This is a genomic window from Devosia sp. (genome assembly GCF_017744655.1).
In the GTDB taxonomy this organism is placed as follows: domain Bacteria; phylum Pseudomonadota; class Alphaproteobacteria; order Rhizobiales; family Devosiaceae; genus Devosia.
Window position 1 is genome coordinate 257,481 of sequence record NZ_JAGIAW010000001.1, and the last position, 16,351, is coordinate 273,831.

Sequence of the window (16,351 nt, forward strand, 5' to 3'; positions counted from 1 at the left end):
GGGTTACGCCTCCTTGGCGGAACTGGTGTGGACGATAGGACGAATTTCGATGGGTCCCCATTGGGCGGCGGGACAACGGGCGGCCCATTTGACGGCCGCATCCATGTCTTCGCATTCGATGACGAAAAGGCCGCCGAATTGCTCGCGCGCTTCGGCATAGGGGCCTTCTTCCACTTTCAGCGTGCCGCCCTGATTGACGAAGGCGCCATCCACATTGTGGATCTCGCCGCCTGACATGCGCAGGGTGCGAGCGTCGCTGGTACGACCGAGGGCCGAGGTGGAGACGAAGGCGCCGGCTTTTTCGAGGGCCTGCTGATAGGCGAACATGCCCTCCATGGCCTTGGCCATCTGGTCGGGCGGGATGGCAGCGCCGGCATTCTCGTCGGCGTAGAGCATCAGGAGATAACGCATCGCACTCGTCCTTTCACGGTTGGCCGCTGGTTTTGTAGTGCGGCACAACAATGTCGGGGAGGGGAAGCGGTTTTCGACACGGATGCGAAAAAAGATGAAGCGCCTAAGACGTTGATTCCGGCCAGGCGCTTCATGTCATTGATAACGCAGCGACTTCAGTCGAATAGGCTGGAGACGCTCTGTTCGCTGGCGGTGCGGGCGATGGCTTCGCCGATCAGGGGGGCGATGGTGATGCGGCGGATGTTGGCGGCGGCCTTGGTGGCGGCGGTCTCTTCGATGGAGTCCGTGACGACCAGTTCCTTGAGCTTGCTGCCGGCGATGCGCTCGGAGGCGCCTTCGGAGAGGACGCCGTGGGTGATGTAGGCGGACACCTCGTTGGCGCCGGCCTTGAGAAGGGCGTCGGCGGCGTTCACCAGCGTGCCGCCGGAATCGACGATGTCGTCGATGAGGATGCAGGATTTGCCGGAGACGTCGCCGATAATGTTCATGACCTCGGACACGCCGGCCTTGGGGCGGCGCTTGTCGACGATAGCGAGATCGGTGCCGAGGCGTTGGGCCACGGCGCGGGCGCGGGCCACGCCGCCGACGTCGGGCGACACGATCATGGTGTTGTCGAGCTTGTAATTGTCGAGGATGTCGCGGGTGATGATCGGCGCGGCATAGAGATTGTCGGTCGGGATGTCGAAGAAGCCCTGGATCTGGGCGGCGTGCAGATCGAGCGTGATAACCCGATTGACGCCGGCTTCGGTGATCAGGTTCGACACCAGCTTGGCCGAAATCGGGGTGCGGCCGGCGGCGCGGCGATCCTGGCGGGCATAGCCGAAATAGGGGAGGACCGCGGTGATGCGGCGTGCCGAGGAGCGACGCAGGGCGTCGGTCAGGATCAGCAGTTCCATCAGGTTGTCATTGGCCGGGTAGCTGGTCGACTGCAGCACGAAGACGTCTTCGCCACGAACGTTTTCGTGGATCTCGACATAGACTTCCTTGTCCGCGAAGCGCTTGACCGTACAGTCGGTCAGGGGGAGCTCAAGATAGCTGGCGACGGCTTGGGCGAGGGCACGATTTGAGTTGCCAGTCACCAGTTTCATGAGGGCGATCCTGTCTCAACCAGTCCCCGGGGAGGAGGGACCTTCCAGTTTCGCGGGCAGCTTTATCGAGTCATTTTTATGACTGCAACGCCCCATTGGTCTCATGCGTAAATTTAAGACTAAGCGAGGCCGATGACGGCGATCTGCCGGCCGGTCTTGGTTTGCTGATGTGTGGCATAGCGGTGGGAGAAAAAGCGGGCGGGATCGGCATAGGTGCAGAGGGCGGTGTCGGTGATCTCGGCAAGGCCGAGGGCGCGGGCCTGGATGGCGAGATAACCGGGAAGATCGAAGCGGGGCTTGCCGCCGGGCGGGGTCATGAAGGCGGGTTCGGTGTTCGTATTTTGAATCAAGGCGTCGGCCTTAAACTGCTCACCAACCTCGTAATTCTGCTGGCTGATGGTGGGACCGATGGCGAGCTGGATGCGGCGGCGCTGGGCGCCTGATGCTTCCATGGCGACGACGGTGTTTTCCAGAATGCCATCTACCGCGCCGCGCCAGCCGGCGTGGGCGGCGCCGATGATGCCGGAATGGCGATCTAGGAAGAGGAGGGGGGAACAGTCGGCGGTGAGGACGCCGATGAGAACGTCGGCGCGGCGGGTCACGATCGCGTCGGCCTCGACAGTGCGATCGGGGATGGCGCCGGCTTCGACGGTGACGACGCGGTTGGAGTGGACCTGTTTCAGGGTCACAAGCGTTGCGCCGCCAAGGGATTTGGCGATGAGTGCGCGGTTTTCTTCGACGGCGTCGGGGTTGTCGCCGACCGCGTGGGAAACGTTCAGGCCGGCGAAATCGCCCGTGGAAACGCCGCCGTGGCGGCCGAAGAAGCCGTGGCGGACGACGTCGCTATCGGCCAGCGACTGGGCGGAAGCGAAGTCGATCATGCGGTGAACCCCGGGGGCGTGAGGCCTGGGGAATGGGCGCAGAAGACCTTGAAGAGGTCGCCCATCTGGTCTTTGCCGACGAGGCGCTCGTGGGCGATGCGAATGTCGCTGGCGGAGCCGGGATTGGCACCGGCCAGGGCCTTGGCGCGTTCAGCGATGCCGAGGCGGGTGAGGAATTCGCCTTGGGTGGCAAGGGGTTGGACGGCGAGGCCAACTTCTTGAGTCACTGCGGAGAGGACGCCGAAATCGACATGGGCGGAGAGGTCGGTTTCACCGGGTTCTTCGAGCACGTCGGCATAGGCGTGGTTCCTGACGCCTTGCAGGGTGTCGCCGGTCTGAGTGCGGGCATAGCCGTAGTCGATGGCGAGGATGCTACCGCCTTGTTTGGCCACCATTTTTGCGAGGCGCGACATGACTTCGCCGCCGGCAAAGCAGACTTCGAACATACTGTCGGGCTCGGCATCGGCGACGGCAGAGGGCATGGTTTCGTTGGTGATCGGCGTGGGGGAGAGCCCGAAGGCGCGCTTGCCGTTGATGAGGCCGACCTGGCGCTCGTGCCAGCCGTCTTCCTTCTTGATGAACTGGCGGATGGGCAGGGCGTCGAAAAACTCGTTGGCGACGACGAGGGTCGGGCCGTCGTCGAATTGCTCAAAGTTTTCAAGCCATTGCGGCTCGTAGCTTTCGAGGCGATTCCGCTGTTCGACCGTGAGTGCAGGGTTGGTTTCGAAGAGTTTTAGCTTGAGGCCATCGCGGAAACCGGGGGCGCGGCAGGCGACGCGGAGGATATCGGCCATGAGCGTGCCGCGCCCGGGCCCGAGTTCGACGAGGTTGAAGCTTTTCGGTTCGTCCATCTGTTGCCAGACGTTGACCAGGTGAAAGCCGATAAGCTCCCCGAACATCTGGGAAATTTCCGGCGCGGTGATGAAGTCACCCCTAGCGCCGAGGGGGTCGGAGCCCTTGTAATAACCCTTGGTCGGGTGGGTCAGGCAAAGGCCCATATAGGTGGCGACGGAGATGGGGCCGCCGGCGGTGATCTGGAGGTCGATCTGCTGTGCCAGTGTTAGCGTACTGTTCACGTTGAGCACCTCTCAAGGACGCAGTTGGTTAACGGGGCGCGTCGTCGCGTAGATGACGAGGACCAGACCGCCGAAAAGGATGGGAAGGCTGAGGATCTGACCCATGGTGAGCCAGCCGCCATAGAGGTAGCCGAGCTGCGCATCGGGCAGGCGCACGAATTCGACGAGGATGCGGGAGAGGGCGTAGCCGATGGCGAAGATGCCAGCGACGAGGCCAGGTTTACGCAGCGCGTAGAAGACGTGGGTGGCAAGGCGGATGATTAGGAAGAGGAGAAGACCTTCGAGCGCGGCTTCATAAAGCTGGCTCGGATGGCGGGCGACCTGCAGGGGATCGGTCGGGAAGACCACGCCCCAGGGCAGGGTGGTGGGGGCGCCATAGAGTTCGGCATTGATGAAATTGGCGATGCGGCCGAGGAAAATGCCGATGGTGGCGACGGCGCCGAGGAGGTCGAGCGAGGAGAGCCAGTTGCCGCCCTTGGAACGGGTGAAGAGAATGGCTGCGAGCATCAGGCCGACCATGCCGCCGTGATAGGACATGCCGCCATCGAGGGTGTTGATGATCTCGAGCGGGTTCTGCAGGTAGTAGGGCAGGTTGTAGAAGAGCACGTAGCCGGTGCGCCCGCCGATGACGATGGCGAGCATGGCCCAGAAGGCGAAATCCCAGATATCCTTGGCGGGGAAGGGCGGAGCGCCCTTGTGCCAGAGGCGCTCGTTGCGCAGCAGCAGGTAGCCGTAACCGGCTCCGAGCAGCACGCCCATGAGATAGGCGAGCGCATACCAGCGGATGGCGATGGGGCCGATGGCGAAGGCGATTGGGTCGATATTGGGGAAGGGCAAGGTGTGTCCTTTTGCCGGCTCGGCCAGTTCAGCGCGCTTTTAGACTCTGCGCGGTCACTGCCGCGAGTTTCAAAGAGGCTCTCGGGTTTTGCCAGCCGTAGCCTCATGGCGGGGTGGGTCGCAAGGGGAGAGTTCTACAATTGGATGTGTGGGCGGACCTTGCGGGCGCCCGCTCAGGTGACGGGTTGAGCGATGGGGCGCTGGCCTATCGCACGGAAACGGCGGATTGCCGCGGGCGAGAGGGTGGCCAGGGCATAAAGGACTGCGGTGATGCCGAGGGCGGTGAGAATGCCAGCGGCGTTGGTGAGGAGGCCCGCATAGATGCCGCCAAAGGGGATGAGCACCCAGGTGAGCGAACCCACCAACGCGATCACGCGGCCTACGGCGGCCTTTGGGATGCGCTCGAAGAGCATGGCGCCGATGATGGGGTTCAAGAAACCGGCGGCGAAACCGCAGAGGAGGAGAATCGAGACGATCAGCCACAGGGGCGGCGTGAGGGCCAGCGTCGCCATGGGCACGGGGCCGGCGAAGGTGAAGCCGATCATATACATGAGGAGTCGCGGCAGGCGTTCGGCGAAAACGGCGCCGGATGCCGCGCCGGCAATGGCCGCGCCTGAGAAGACGGCAAGGAGAATGCCGACCCAGCTGGCATCGAGGCCGGAGGAGCGGACCCAGACGGGCAGGAGGACGGTGGCATAGGCCTGGTCGAAGAGGCCGACGAAGGCGAGCATCACCACAAGGGTGACGAGGATTGGATCGCGGGTGAAGGCGGCCCAGCCTTCGGACATCTGCGCGAAGTAGTTTTGCGGTGCGAGGTCGGTCTTTGGAAGCGCTGCGGCGGTGGCGCGCATGCCGATGGTCAGGGCGAGGGCCGAGACGATGAAGGCGACGGCGTTGGCGAGGAGGGCGGGACCGGGGCCGAGGAGGGCGATGAGCATGCCGGCGCCGGCAGCGCCGAGGGTGCCGGCGAGGCGATCGCTGGTGCCGAGAATGCCGGTGACGCGTTCGAGTGAAAGACTGCCGGCTTCGGCAACTACGGGAACCAGTGCCTGCTTGGCGGCGTCGGACGGCGCGCGCAGGACGCCCAGCAGGGCCACTGCGGGCAGGAGCAGCCAGAAGGACAGGATGCCGGACCAATAGAGCAGGGGGATGATGCTGACGGCGGCGGCGGAGAGCCAATCGCAAGAGATGGCAACGCGCCGGGCGCCGAGGCGGTCAATGAAAGGGCCGCTCAGCGCCTTGGCGAGACATAGGGCAGCATTTCGGCCAGGCCCGCGAGGCCGGTCAGTACGGGGCTGTTGGTGGTTGAAAGCACCAGCCAAGGGATGGCGATGGCGGAGAGGCGCGTGCCGCCGATGGATCCGACCGTGGCAATGGCCAGCGCTACCAAGGGCGTCTGCTGCTTCATGCGTCCACTTCCAGCGGCGGGAATTCTGGACGGGAGAGTGCGCTGGGCGGAATGCCTTGTCGAGGGCGTGACAGGGGCATTCCGTCCAACGGTGGTGGCAGGTCTGGATCAGTTCAGCGACTGGAAGGTCCCGTCCATGCCGAACCAGCAGTTGAAGAATGTGGTGTCGCCGTCGCTGTCGAAATTGCCCTGGGTGACGTAGCGGTCGCCCGATTGGAATGCCATGTTGACGGTGATGTCCTGGGGACGGACGCCGTATTCGGCGGAGGCTTCGCCGGCGCAGAAGCTTGGCATCTGGCTGGTGTCGAGCTGGGATGGGGCAGCGCTTGATGTGTCGGGGGCCTGGGGACGGGGCGCGGTGGGCGCGGATTTCGCCGCGTTTTCCACATAGAGGGTCAGGTCATAATTCGCCGTTTCGCCGCGACGGGCGGCATTGCGCATCAGATAGACTTCGACGATGTAATTGCCGCTCGATGGCACAGCGAAAGAGGTGCCGTTGCCGGATATCGAGCCGTTATAGAGGGCTTCGCTGGCGCCAGGAGCGGTGATGTTGAAGTAGCTGCTGGCATTGTCGGTATCGAGCTGGACATCCATGGTCTGCCCGGCTGAGACGCCGATGCTGTAGCGCACGCTCTGGTCGCCAGTGATCTTGCCCCCGATGGTCGTGCCGGAAGTGCCGCGCTGGAAGTGGACCGTTTCGGTGCGCGCATTTTGTGCGACAGCGGGAGTCAGAACCGAGCCGGCCAGCAACAGCGCCAGCATAAGCGGCTTCGTCATCGTTCGCATTGGTAGCTCCTCGGACGTATTGGGTATCAGGTGTGGAAGCGTAGCGATGAATTTGGCCCGGGCGCAATCGTCGATCCCGGCTGCTCCGATTGAAAGCCTCATTTGTGGCGAAGGATTGAAAATCGGCAGGGCGCGGGGCCGGAACGGAGATTCCCGCTTTCGCGAGAATGATGCCGAGGTGAAAATGGAATGCGAGATGGGCAGCCAGGTGCATTTGACAGGCCCGCTCGGCGCTTCTATCACCCGGGGCAGATGTTTTCGTTGCCTGGGAGGGGCGACGGACAGTGTCCGCGCCGCGCGGCAAGAAATGGCTCGCTTTGTCAAACCAAGACACTCGCTCCCAGACCGACCGTGACAATTCGCGGGAAAATGGCGGGCTGCGTGGCAGCGTGCGGGAGCTGGTGGATGCCTGGCGGGAAACAGGGGACTGGCTGAAGGGCGTTCGGCCTGAGACCTGGATCGTCCTGGGCCTGGTCGTGGCGCTGCTGGTGTTTTGGGAATGGGTGGCGGGGCAATATCCCGAGGCCATCATTCCTTCCATCGGCGAGACAGCCGAGGCCCTGTTCAAGATGATGCAGGACCCGAAGCGCGATTATTTCAATGCCGTCGGCAGCACGGTGCAGATTTACTTTTCCGGGCTCGGACTGGCAGTGGTGCTGGGCTGGGGCGTGGCTGGGTTGATGGGGCGGGTGCCGCTGCTTGGGCGGGTGATGAAGGTCGTCCTCGATTTCTTCGCCAATATTCCGATCATCGCCTTCATGCCGCTGTTCGTGGCGCTGCTGGGGCTCGGGCCCTCTGCCAAGATCGTCGTGGTGCTGCTCGCGGCCTTTATCGTGATCACCACGACGGCGCAGGCGGCGTTCGACGGTGTCGGCAAGAGCGATGAGGAAGCCGCGATGGGGCTCGGCGCGTCGCGGTTGCAGGCGCAGGTGCGGGTGGTCTGGCCGCAGGTTTTGCCTCAGATGATCGCGGGGTTGCGGCTTGGAGCGGCCCAGGCGCTGACGGCTTGTATCATTGCGGAAATCTATACGGCGATGACGGGGCTCGGCGGGCTGCTGGTCGGCTATGGGGCTTCGTTCAACATGCCCCGCTATTTCGTGACCGTGCTGACAGCGCTGGCGATTGGCGGCATTACGTCGACTACTTTGAGACGCCTTGAGCGCCGGTTCGCCATTCCCTGAATGCTTTTTTCGATTGGAGTTTTGCGTTGAAAATTTCCCAGGTCGCTATCGCCCTGCTGCTGGCAGGTTTTGCTGTCGGGCCGGCGGCGGCTGCGCCGTTCCGGATCATCGTGACCTCGACCGAAGTGCCCCTGGTGCCCAATTCGGTGCTGCATCTGGCGCTGAGCGAGGGCTATTTCGAGCGCGCGGGAGTCGATGTCGAGCTGGTGCCGGCGGCGCAGACGCCGATGGCGATCACGGCGGTGCTGACCGGTGGCGGGGAAATGGCCAATATTTCGGTCGAAGCGCTGCTGGGGCTTTATGCGCGGGGCGACAAGAGCCTCGTGGCGGTGGGGTCGACCGACAAGGCCATTCCCTATATTATTGCGGCGCGGGAGGGCGTTACCTTCGATAGCCTGAGTGAGGGCACTTTTGGGGTCGGGCGGGAGAATAGCCTCGACTATACGCTGTCGCGGCTGGTGTTGCAGAGCCGGGGGACCAAGATCGAACAGGTGACCTATGTGCCGCTTGGTGATCCGGCGGTGCGGGCGCAGGCGCTGCAGCAGGGGCGGGTGGATGCCACGACGATGTCGATCGGGGTGTTCCTGGCCATGCCGGAACGGACGGGGCTCGATATTCTCGTCGATGCTGCGGAGTTTTATCGTTCGGCGCCGGTGCTCACCAAGGTCAATGTCGTTTCGACGAAGGTGCTGGAGGAGCGTGCTGGCGATGTCGATGCGGTGCTTGAAGCGCTGACGCTGGCGGCGCGCGATTTCGCGGCCGATCCGCAGCTCTGGGTCGACGCCATGACGCGGGCGCGACCGGATGTCGAACCGGCGACGCTGGCGGAATTGTCCGAGCTTTACGCCGGGAGCTGGACCGTGAATGGCGGGCTGCAGGTGAGTGATGTCAAATACACCCAGACCTGGTTCGAGGAGAGCGGGTCACTAGGGGCGGACGTGAAGATACCGGCGGGATTCTGGACGCGGTTCGAGCCGATGGATCGGGTGCTGGAGAAGATCGGAGTGTCCGAGGCCGGGGACGCGGTGACGCGCTAAGCATCTTGCCTCTCGAGTGTATCGCGAAAGCAGGGGCAGCTTTCGGATACGGGCCGGCGTTTTTCGCCTGATGCGTGTTTTCACGCTTCCATTCTGAAACCTGTGCCATCCCGGCGGAAGTCGGGGTGACTGCTTCTAGAAGTGATAGTTCACGCCCAGCCTGACGATATGGGTCGAGGTGCTGAGGTTTGAGGCCTGGATGCTCGACAGCGTGCCCACGGGGGCCTGCAGGCCACTGAGGCTGACATAGCTGTACTCGGCTTTCACCGAGAAGGCGTCGGTGAGGAAGGCTTCGATGCCCGCGCCGGCCGTCCAGCCGCCCATGGTGCCCGTAAAAGTATTGGTCTGGGCTGGCGCGGCGGGGGTGACGTTGGCGGTGGTATTGCCGACGGCGAAACCGGCGGTGCCGAAGAACAGAACGCGGTCCACGGCGAAACCGACCCGGCCCTTGAACGTGCCCAGCCAGTCGAGCTTGCCCTCGCAATTGTAGATCGGGTTTGCTGCGCAGGCGGTTGTGCCCGTCGCGCCGGTCCAGGCGATGTCGCCTTCAAGGCCGAGCACGATGCGGTCGAACTGCGCGTTAAAACCCAGGGTGCCGCCGATTAGGCCGCCGGAAACCGGAACAGTGGTCGTGACGCCCGTTAGCGCGCCAACGGACTTGGCCTCGCCTCCGATATAACCGGCATTGAGACCGGCATAGATACCCGACCAATCGAAACCGGCATCGGGGATGACCAGTGGCGGGGGGGTTACGAGAACCAGGTCGGCACCTTGGGCCGCGGTCAGGGATACAAAAGAAGCAGCGAATGCTGCCGCTATTCTACTTTTCATTTTTTCTCCTTGAATTTCCTCACAAAAATAAATCCTACAGAATGACAGTATTCTAAGTATTTTCCCGTGGCAACGAGGCGCGGTTGTACTGGATTTATGGGAATTTCGGTGGTGCTCATCAGGCGTTTCCGGTGCTTTGGTGGCGTACGCCGCCCGGCGGAGTTGATGTGAAGCTTCCGCAATGTGTCAGACTGATCAATGGTGCGGCCGCGCGGCCGGGAAGAAGGAGCGTCGCCGCGGCCTCTCACCGCACTGGTCAAGCGGGCAGGGCTGGCTTACATAGAGGCCACACGCAACCCGAGAGTTGGAAAAGCCATGACCCAGAGCAGCAACCGGATTTTTGATGGCCTTGGCCGGATCATGAACGAGGCTGCGGGCGTGGCCGATGGCGTGCGCCGGGAAGTCGAAACCGTCGCCAAGTCGCAGGCCCAGCGCATCGTGGCCGATATGGAACTGGTGAAGCGCGAGGATTTTGACGCACTGCGCGAGCTGGTGCAGGTGCAGGGCGAGGAAATCGACGCGCTGCGCAAAGAGCTGGCTGCGCTCAAGGCCGAAAAGACCGCCTAGGACTTTGCGCCTCGCGGTTATTTCAGACGTGCATGGCAATGCGCCGGCGCTGGACGCCGTGCTCGAGCATATTGCCGGCGAGCACGTCGATGCCATTGTGCTGCTGGGTGACCATGTCAGCGGGCCGATCGACCCAAAAGGCGCGGCCGAGCGGCTGATGGGGCTCGATGCCGTAGCCATTCGCGGCAATCATGATCGCTGGGTACTGGACAGTTCGCGGAGGGCCGATCCGTGGTCGTCTGATGTGTTTGCGCGCGAGCAGTTGAGTTCCGACCAGTTGGCGTGGCTGGCTTCATTGCCTGGGAACGCGACGGTGGGCGACGACGTGTTCTTGTGTCACGGCACGCCCGATGACGACGAGACGCCCTGGCTCGACAATTTCTATGATGGACGCACGACGACGCTGCCGTCCGAGGAAGAGGTGGCGGGGCACGCTCGGGGTATCGAGGGTGCGGTCATTCTTTGCGGGCACACGCATATCGCACGGACCCTGCGGCTGAGTGATGGGCGGTTGATCGCCAATCCCGGTTCGGTGGGGATGCAATTGGTGCGCGGTTCGCCCGATGCGCATTATGCAATCGTGGAGAAGGGGCGGCGCGGCTGGCAGACGGCGCTGATTGCCGTGCCCTATGACACTGAGACGGCGGCCAAGCTGGCGGAGGGTAATGGCTTTCCGGGCTGGGGCGAGTCCATCCGGCATGGTTGGGCGGGGCCGGAGAGCTTGGGCTAGGCTTCATGGCTTGCCCCTCACCCTCATTCCCTCCCCACAAGAGGGAGGGAGGCAAAGGCCTCTGCCGGCGCGGCAAGAGTTAACAAGTCGTTACTGTCATCCACAAGAGAATAGCCGCTCTTGAACTAGCCGACTGCCTGAATCAGTAACGCAGTGTACCCTTTCCATTGTGGACGATTCGAACGCCGGAGGAGGCGCGAGAGCGGGTCCGCATTCGTGATGCGCCCCTCTTGGTGCATTCGACGTAGCGCCAAGCCAGCATGGAAACGGCCAATGTCCTTGATTGCCCACGAGCCCGATCGCGTGTCCCACCCGGTGGACCTCGTCGAGCATATCGCATCGATCAATGACTGGAACTTTGAGCGCCAGGACGCGGACGAAATCTCGATTTCGGTGCGCGGCGGCTGGAGCGACTATCATGTGTCGTTCAACTGGATGGAGGATCTCGAAAGCCTCCATGTCGCGTGCGCATTCGACCTGAAAGTGCCCGATGGGCGGCGCGGGGAAGTGCGGCAGTTGATCAGCATGATCAACGAGCAGCTCTGGATCGGGCATTTCGATATCTGGAACAAGGAAGGGGTCGTGCTCTTCCGCAATTCGCACCTGCTTACCGGCGGCGCCGATGTATCGCCGCAGCAATGCGAAGCGCTCTTGCGTTCTGCCAGCGATAGTTGTGATCTCTATTATCAGGCTTTCCAGTTCGTCGTCTGGGCAGGCAAATCGGCGGCGGATGCGCTGAGCCATGTGATGTTCGAAACCGTGGGAGAGGCGTGATGGCGAATTTGCGCTCGATCGGGCCGGTCATGCTGGTGGGTGCCGGCAAGATGGGCATGGCGTTGGCGACCGGTTGGCTGGAAGCGGGATTGCCGCCGACCAATCTGGTGCTAGTGGAACCGCGGCCAAGCGAAGAAACCAAGGCTTTTGCCGCCGAATATGATCTGAAGATTTATGACCATGCGGTCGGGCTTTTGCCCAATGTGCTGGTGCTGGCGGTCAAGCCGCAGGTCATCGACGAGGTGATGGCGAGCCTCGTGCCGGTGATCGGGCCGCAGACGCTGGTGGTGTCCATCGCGGCGGGGATTTCACTGGCGCGGCTGGCCAAGGGCACGGGGACGGATCGGGTGGTGCGCAGCATGCCCAATACGCCGGCCCAGATCGGCAAGGGTGTTACCGGTGTCGTCGCGGGTGATGGGGTCGATCAGGATGGTCGCTCGGCGGCTGAAGCGCTGTTGTCGGCGGCTGGGCTGGTGGTCTGGTTTGACGACGAAAGCGATCTCGATGCGGTGACGGCGGTTTCGGGTTCAGGCCCTGCCTATGTTTTCAATCTGGTCGAGGCGTTGGCCGCGGCTGGTGTGGCGCAGGGGCTCGATGAGCATGTGGCCATGGTGCTGGCGCGGCAGACTGTCATTGGTTCGGCGGCGTTGCTGGAGGCCGATGCGGCACCGGCAAGCGTCTTGCGGCAGAACGTGACCTCACCCAATGGCACGACGGCGGCGGCGCTCAATGTGCTGATGGGTGACGACGGGCTGACGCCGCTGATGGATCGCGCTGTGGATGCGGCGCGGAAGCGCAGTGAGGAATTGGGTCGGGGCTAAGGACGCATTAGCGTTTTCACGCGTTGTTTGGAACATCGCCGCACCCGGCTTGGTCAAGCGCCCTTCCTGAAATCTCAAGATAGGCCCCGGCTTGGGCGAGAGTGATTATTTACCCCAATCACCGTGCTGCCCTCCGACCCGAGGGCAGCACGGCGTTTTAAGAGGCGTCACAGCAACAAGATGTATTCGAGTGAACACTCCTCGGCTTTCGCCGGGGTGACGGCCGGTGGGGGTGTGAATCGCGCGCTAGGCTTTGCTTCAACTTTTTTAGCGCGAGCTGGTGAGAAGCGCGCGGAGCGAGCGTATCTGTTCGAGCGGGGGCGCTTCCGTTTCGGCCAATCTATCCAGTTGGATGTTTGCCGCGAGCAGGTCTGCCGTTTGGCCGGAGAGCTGAAAGCGCAGGATGTGGGCTTCGGCCAAAGCGAGGCCCACGGTGGGCTCGGTCGGGTCGGATTGGCTGGCCGTCGTCAGCGCCGTGATGGCGCGATTGACGAGGCGGTCGACGCGGTGCGGATCGTCGCTGTGGCGGGCTTCGGTGATGAGCAGGAGGCCGAGGCCAAGGCCGGCGGCCTGCAGGGTCGGGCGGTCATCACCGACCAGTGGATCGCGCAGAATGGTTTCGTAGCACCAGATGGCTTCGACCAGTTCGCCCTGTTGTTCCAGGCGCTGCGCTTCGGACAGATACTGAACCAGACTAAGAATCTGCCGCTCCCGAAACCTGCCGAACTGATTCCAGAGTGCCGGACAAGTTATTGGCGCACAAGCCTATTTCTGGCGAGGCAGGGCTAGAGATTGATGGTGAGGTTGAGCCGGTCGAGAACCGAATGATCGGATGGTTCGACCATCCGGACCAGGAATTCGCGCACCATGCGGGCGCCTTCGGGGGGCAGGGAAGCGATGGCTTCGTCGATACGGCTGGCCTGGGTCGCCGAAAGCGTGGCGAAAAGGGAACGGCCCTTGTCGGTGGCAAAGAGCAGGCGCTGGCGGCGGTCGGAATGGCCGGTCTTCTGTTCGATATAGCCATTGTCGATCAACTGGCGGAGCACGCGGGCCAGGCTCTGCTTGGTGATTTTCAAGATATCGAGAAGGTCGGCGACCGGCATGCCGGGGCGCAGGTTGACGAAATAAAGCACGCGATGGTGGGCCCGGCCAAAACCCTGACGTTCGAGCAGGGCATCGGCATCGCCGGTGAAGTCGCGATAGGCAAAGAAGAAAAGGCCCATAATGTCGAGCGGCAGGCCTGACGCCGTGGGGTGACCAGAATTTATGTCAGCCTTGTTGACATTTTTTGGGCTCTCTGGCATTGTCACTCCATCGCAAAGGCGTTCCGTCTTATCCCAAAGACATTCAGGTTTGCCAAGGGCATGGCCCTTGGGGCATGATCAACGGAACACCCGTTTCGCGAGCAAACGGCAAAAACGAAGACTTTGGAGAGGATCATGGCAGGCGTGCCCATGGACCAGCGCGATGGCTGGATTTGGTTCGACGGCGAACTCAAACCGTGGAAGGACGCGAAGATTCACGTACTGACGCACGGGCTTCACTATGCCAGCTCGGTATTTGAAGGCGAACGCGCCTATGGTGGCGAAATCTTCAAGTCGCGCGAGCATACCGAACGCCTGATCCGTTCGGCCGCGACGCTCGATATGCCTTTCCCCTATTCGGTCGACGAGATCGAGGCCGCCAAGCGCCTCGTGCTCGACAAGAACGGGCTCGTGGATGCCTATGTGCGTCCCGTCGCCTGGCGCGGTTCGGAAGAGCTGTCTGTGCCGGCGCGCAACAACAAGGTGCATGTGGCGATCGCTGCCTGGGTCTGGCCGAGCTATTTCTCGGTCGAGGAAAAGCTCAAGGGGATTCGCCTCGAGTGGAGCAAGTGGAAGCGTCCGTCACCGGAAACCATTCCGTCTTCGGCCAAGGCGGCGGGTCTTTATATGATCTGCACGCTCTCCAAGGACCATGCCATGGCCAACGGCTTTGCCGATGCGCTGATGCTGGACTATCGCGGCTATGTGGCTGAAGCCACGGGCGCCAACGTGTTCTTCATCAAGGGTAAGGACATCACGACGCCGACCCCGGATTGCTTCCTCAACGGCATCACTCGGCAGACGCTGATTGCGCTGGCCAAGGAGAACGGCTTTACGGTGACCGAACGGCATATCATGCCGGAAGAACTGAGCCAGTTCGACGAGTGCTTCCTGACCGGCACGGCCGCGGAAGTGACGCCGGTTTCGCTGATCGGGGACTACAAGTTTACCCCGGGCGAAGGTTGCCGGACGCTGATCGATGCCTATTCGGCCGCAGTGCAGCCGAAGCGGGCGGCGGCGGAGTAAGGTTTTCGCTGATTTGAGTTTGAGAGGGCCGGGCAGGGATGTCCGGCCTTTTTGTATTTTGGGGGCTACTTAGGCATCCCCCTCATCCGGCGCTGCGCGCCACCTTCTCCCCGATGGGGAGAAGAATGGGCCGGCGCTAGTCTCTTATTCCTCTCCCCATCGGGGAGAGGGTGGATCGGCCGTAGGCCGAGACGGGTGAGGGGCTACTGGCCCCAGCGATCGCGGGCGGTGTCGTCTGCTGCCTTAGCCTCAACCCATTCAGTACCCGCCGCCGTCTCTTCCTGCTTCCAGAAGGGGGCGTCGGTTTTGAGGTAGTCCATCAGGTATTGGGCGCCATCGAAGGCGGCTTGGCGGTGGGAGGCGAGGGTCATCACCTGCATGATGGGTTCGCCGGGGACGAGGCGGCCGTAGCGGTGGAGAATTGCGGCGTCGATCAGGTTGAAGCGGGCGATGGCAGCGGCTCGGATGGTGGCGATCTCGTTTTGGGCGAGCTCGGGGTAGCATTCGAGGATGAGGGCGGTGATGGGGCGGTCGAGCGTGGAGCGGACCATGCCGGTGAAGGTCACGGCGGCGCCGGCTTCGGGGTGGTTGGCCTGGAACGCGGTGAGGAGGGCGCCGGGGTCGAATGGGGCGTTTGAGATGATGATCATTTCGGTCCGCTCCTTCGGCCCATGCTGGCTTTCAAACTATCACCGTGTCATCCCCGCGAAAGCGGGGGTCTCGGGATGAAACAGGGATTCCCGCTTTCGCGGGAATGACACCGTGGTTGGTCAGCCACCTGTCATCGGGGGCAGGATGGCTACGGTGTCGGCATCGGCGATGGGGGTTTCCCAGGGGACGATGCGGGCGTTTTTCGAGAGCTTGAATTGTTTTGGGTTGGCCATGGCGAGGTCGAGGGCTTCGTCATTGGCGCGGAGCCAAGTGATGAGGTCGGCCAGGGTTTTGACTTCGGCGGGCGGGGAGACGTCGTCGCCGGCGCGGTTGAGGCGCTCACGCAGCCAGGCGAAGTAGAGAATTTTCATTTCGCAGTCGTGCCGGAAAGGTGCGGCCAGGAGGCGCGGAGGTAGTTCCAGCCGGTCCAGAGCGTGATGGCGCCGGCGGCCCAGAGGATCAGGTCGGAGATGAGGCGCAGGCCGGGGATGAGCGGTTCGACCAGGACCACGGCGAGGGCGACGAGCTGGATGGTGGTCTTCCACTTGGCGAGCTTGCTGACGGGCAGGACGACAGAGGTATTGCCGAGGAATTCGCGCAGGCCGGAAATGAAGAATTCGCGGAAGAGAATGGCGCTGACGGGAATCATGTCCCAGCCGGAAAAGCTGCCGTCCCAAGCGAGAGCGGCGATGAGGATGCCAACGAGGAGCTTGTCGGCGATGGGGTCCAGCATGCGGCCGAGGTCGGAATATTGATTCCAGGCGCGGGCGAGGAAGCCGTCGACCCAATCGCTGGCGGCGGCCACGACATAGAGGACCAGGGCGATGATGCGTAGGGTCAGGTCGCCGTCCATCACCAGATAGACGATCGGGATGATCGCCGCGATGCGGGCGATGGTGATGATGTTCGGGACGAGCGTGAGCGGGTTTCTGGCCATGGGGG

General features: G+C 62.8%; 21 protein-coding genes. 8 read left to right on the top strand and 13 right to left on the bottom strand.

All coding sequences use genetic code 11. The features are described from left to right. Positions 1–3: 3 nt before the first annotated feature. The 8 genes from J7557_RS01220 to J7557_RS01250 form a co-directional block, all read right to left on the bottom strand. Complete coding sequence (locus tag J7557_RS01220) at positions 4–411, bottom strand: YciI family protein (RefSeq protein ID WP_291416544.1); 408 nt, start codon at positions 409–411, stop codon at positions 4–6. A gap of 155 nt (positions 412–566) precedes the next feature. After that, a complete protein-coding gene (locus tag J7557_RS01225) occupies positions 567–1,499 on the bottom strand; it encodes a ribose-phosphate pyrophosphokinase (protein WP_291416546.1) in 933 nt (310 codons plus the stop codon). A gap of 119 nt (positions 1,500–1,618) precedes the next feature. Further along, positions 1,619–2,380 carry a peptidoglycan editing factor PgeF gene (gene pgeF, locus J7557_RS01230; protein WP_291416547.1) on the bottom strand — a complete coding sequence of 254 codons (762 nt, stop codon included), beginning with the start codon at positions 2,378–2,380 and terminating at the stop codon, positions 1,619–1,621. Further along, complete coding sequence (locus J7557_RS01235) at positions 2,377–3,456, bottom strand: SAM-dependent methyltransferase (protein ID WP_291416549.1); 1,080 nt, start codon at positions 3,454–3,456, stop codon at positions 2,377–2,379. Before J7557_RS01235 ends, pgeF begins: the two co-directional genes overlap by 4 nt. Positions 3,457–3,468: 12 nt before the next feature. Then, positions 3,469–4,293, bottom strand: coding sequence for a prolipoprotein diacylglyceryl transferase (gene lgt, locus J7557_RS01240; RefSeq protein WP_291416551.1), 825 nt, complete (start codon positions 4,291–4,293; stop codon positions 3,469–3,471). A gap of 173 nt (positions 4,294–4,466) precedes the next feature. Then, on the bottom strand, positions 4,467–5,528 hold the full coding sequence (locus J7557_RS01245; RefSeq protein ID WP_367272878.1) for an MFS transporter: 1,062 nt from the start codon (positions 5,526–5,528) through the stop codon (positions 4,467–4,469). Then, a complete protein-coding gene (locus J7557_RS21440; protein WP_367272869.1) occupies positions 5,525–5,701 on the bottom strand; it encodes a hypothetical protein in 177 nt (58 codons plus the stop codon). The genes J7557_RS01245 and J7557_RS21440 overlap by 4 nt, the downstream gene beginning before the upstream one ends. 108 nt (positions 5,702–5,809) lie before the next feature. Then, positions 5,810–6,478 carry a hypothetical protein gene (locus tag J7557_RS01250; RefSeq protein WP_291416552.1) on the bottom strand — a complete coding sequence of 223 codons (669 nt, stop codon included), beginning with the start codon at positions 6,476–6,478 and terminating at the stop codon, positions 5,810–5,812. A gap of 326 nt (positions 6,479–6,804) precedes the next feature. Here J7557_RS01250 and J7557_RS01255 point away from each other — a divergent pair, with 326 nt between their 5' ends. Both J7557_RS01255 and J7557_RS01260 read left to right on the top strand, forming a co-directional pair. Further along, positions 6,805–7,668 carry an ABC transporter permease gene (locus tag J7557_RS01255; protein ID WP_291416554.1) on the top strand — a complete coding sequence of 288 codons (864 nt, stop codon included), beginning with the start codon at positions 6,805–6,807 and terminating at the stop codon, positions 7,666–7,668. A gap of 26 nt (positions 7,669–7,694) precedes the next feature. Then, entirely contained in the window at positions 7,695–8,705 is a 1,011-nt protein-coding gene (locus J7557_RS01260) for an ABC transporter substrate-binding protein (RefSeq protein WP_291416556.1), read from the top strand. 135 nt (positions 8,706–8,840) lie between these two features. Here J7557_RS01260 and J7557_RS01265 read toward each other — a convergent pair whose 3' ends face one another. Beyond that, positions 8,841–9,536: an outer membrane beta-barrel protein gene (locus J7557_RS01265; RefSeq protein ID WP_291416558.1), complete on the bottom strand. Its 696-nt coding sequence runs from the start codon at positions 9,534–9,536 to the stop codon at positions 8,841–8,843. 315 nt (positions 9,537–9,851) lie between these two features. On the opposite strand from J7557_RS01265, the gene J7557_RS01270 reads away from it, so the two are divergent. From J7557_RS01270 to J7557_RS01290, 5 genes are all read left to right on the top strand, one after another. Then, positions 9,852–10,103 carry an accessory factor UbiK family protein gene (locus tag J7557_RS01270; protein WP_035080483.1) on the top strand — a complete coding sequence of 84 codons (252 nt, stop codon included), beginning with the start codon at positions 9,852–9,854 and terminating at the stop codon, positions 10,101–10,103. A gap of 4 nt (positions 10,104–10,107) precedes the next feature. Next, a complete protein-coding gene (locus J7557_RS01275; RefSeq protein ID WP_291416560.1) occupies positions 10,108–10,833 on the top strand; it encodes a metallophosphoesterase family protein in 726 nt (241 codons plus the stop codon). A gap of 273 nt (positions 10,834–11,106) precedes the next feature. Further along, complete coding sequence (locus J7557_RS01280) at positions 11,107–11,607, top strand: YbjN domain-containing protein (protein WP_035080481.1); 501 nt, start codon at positions 11,107–11,109, stop codon at positions 11,605–11,607. Then, positions 11,607–12,428, top strand: a complete 822-nt coding sequence (gene proC / locus J7557_RS01285; RefSeq protein ID WP_291416564.1) for a pyrroline-5-carboxylate reductase — start codon at positions 11,607–11,609, stop codon at positions 12,426–12,428. Before J7557_RS01280 ends, proC begins: the two co-directional genes overlap by 1 nt. Before the next feature lie 180 nt (positions 12,429–12,608). Continuing rightward, positions 12,609–13,217 carry a hypothetical protein gene (locus J7557_RS01290; RefSeq protein WP_291416566.1) on the top strand — a complete coding sequence of 203 codons (609 nt, stop codon included), beginning with the start codon at positions 12,609–12,611 and terminating at the stop codon, positions 13,215–13,217. On the opposite strand, the gene J7557_RS01295 is transcribed toward J7557_RS01290, so the two are convergent. Next, positions 13,214–13,732: a MarR family transcriptional regulator gene (locus J7557_RS01295; RefSeq protein ID WP_291416568.1), complete on the bottom strand. Its 519-nt coding sequence runs from the start codon at positions 13,730–13,732 to the stop codon at positions 13,214–13,216. The genes J7557_RS01290 and J7557_RS01295 overlap by 4 nt on opposite strands. A 135-nt stretch (positions 13,733–13,867) precedes the next feature. On the opposite strand from J7557_RS01295, the gene J7557_RS01300 reads away from it, so the two are divergent. After that, on the top strand, positions 13,868–14,758 hold the full coding sequence (locus J7557_RS01300; protein ID WP_291416570.1) for a branched-chain amino acid aminotransferase: 891 nt from the start codon (positions 13,868–13,870) through the stop codon (positions 14,756–14,758). A gap of 203 nt (positions 14,759–14,961) precedes the next feature. Here J7557_RS01300 and J7557_RS01305 read toward each other — a convergent pair whose 3' ends face one another. The 3 genes from J7557_RS01305 to pgsA all read right to left on the bottom strand — a co-directional run bounded on the left by J7557_RS01305 (position 14,962) and on the right by pgsA (position 16,346). Continuing rightward, positions 14,962–15,408, bottom strand: coding sequence for a molybdenum cofactor biosynthesis protein MoaE (locus J7557_RS01305; RefSeq protein ID WP_291416572.1), 447 nt, complete (start codon positions 15,406–15,408; stop codon positions 14,962–14,964). A 120-nt stretch (positions 15,409–15,528) separates the two neighbouring features. Beyond that, positions 15,529–15,780, bottom strand: coding sequence for a MoaD/ThiS family protein (locus tag J7557_RS01310; protein ID WP_291416574.1), 252 nt, complete (start codon positions 15,778–15,780; stop codon positions 15,529–15,531). Continuing rightward, positions 15,777–16,346, bottom strand: coding sequence for a CDP-diacylglycerol--glycerol-3-phosphate 3-phosphatidyltransferase (pgsA, locus tag J7557_RS01315; protein WP_291416576.1), 570 nt, complete (start codon positions 16,344–16,346; stop codon positions 15,777–15,779). Before pgsA ends, J7557_RS01310 begins: the two co-directional genes overlap by 4 nt. Between the last annotated feature and the right edge of the window lie 5 nt (positions 16,347–16,351).

Coding starts and splice junctions, on each gene's coding strand:
- J7557_RS01220 (WP_291416544.1), bottom strand. CDS start 411: ATGCGTTATCTCCTGATGCTCTACGCCGACGAGAATGCCGGCGCTGCC.
- J7557_RS01225 (WP_291416546.1), bottom strand. CDS start 1,499: ATGAAACTGGTGACTGGCAACTCAAATCGTGCCCTCGCCCAAGCCGTC.
- pgeF (WP_291416547.1), bottom strand. CDS start 2,380: ATGATCGACTTCGCTTCCGCCCAGTCGCTGGCCGATAGCGACGTCGTC.
- J7557_RS21440 (WP_367272869.1), bottom strand. CDS start 5,701: ATGAAGCAGCAGACGCCCTTGGTAGCGCTGGCCATTGCCACGGTCGGA.
- J7557_RS01250 (WP_291416552.1), bottom strand. CDS start 6,478: ATGACGAAGCCGCTTATGCTGGCGCTGTTGCTGGCCGGCTCGGTTCTG.
- J7557_RS01265 (WP_291416558.1), bottom strand. CDS start 9,536: ATGAAAAGTAGAATAGCGGCAGCATTCGCTGCTTCTTTTGTATCCCTG.
- J7557_RS01270 (WP_035080483.1), top strand. CDS start 9,852: ATGACCCAGAGCAGCAACCGGATTTTTGATGGCCTTGGCCGGATCATG.
- J7557_RS01280 (WP_035080481.1), top strand. CDS start 11,107: ATGTCCTTGATTGCCCACGAGCCCGATCGCGTGTCCCACCCGGTGGAC.
- proC (WP_291416564.1), top strand. CDS start 11,607: ATGGCGAATTTGCGCTCGATCGGGCCGGTCATGCTGGTGGGTGCCGGC.
- J7557_RS01290 (WP_291416566.1), top strand. CDS start 12,609: ATGTATTCGAGTGAACACTCCTCGGCTTTCGCCGGGGTGACGGCCGGT.
- J7557_RS01295 (WP_291416568.1), bottom strand. CDS start 13,732: ATGCCAGAGAGCCCAAAAAATGTCAACAAGGCTGACATAAATTCTGGT.
- J7557_RS01300 (WP_291416570.1), top strand. CDS start 13,868: ATGGCAGGCGTGCCCATGGACCAGCGCGATGGCTGGATTTGGTTCGAC.
- J7557_RS01305 (WP_291416572.1), bottom strand. CDS start 15,408: ATGATCATCATCTCAAACGCCCCATTCGACCCCGGCGCCCTCCTCACC.
- J7557_RS01310 (WP_291416574.1), bottom strand. CDS start 15,780: ATGAAAATTCTCTACTTCGCCTGGCTGCGTGAGCGCCTCAACCGCGCC.
- pgsA (WP_291416576.1), bottom strand. CDS start 16,346: ATGGCCAGAAACCCGCTCACGCTCGTCCCGAACATCATCACCATCGCC.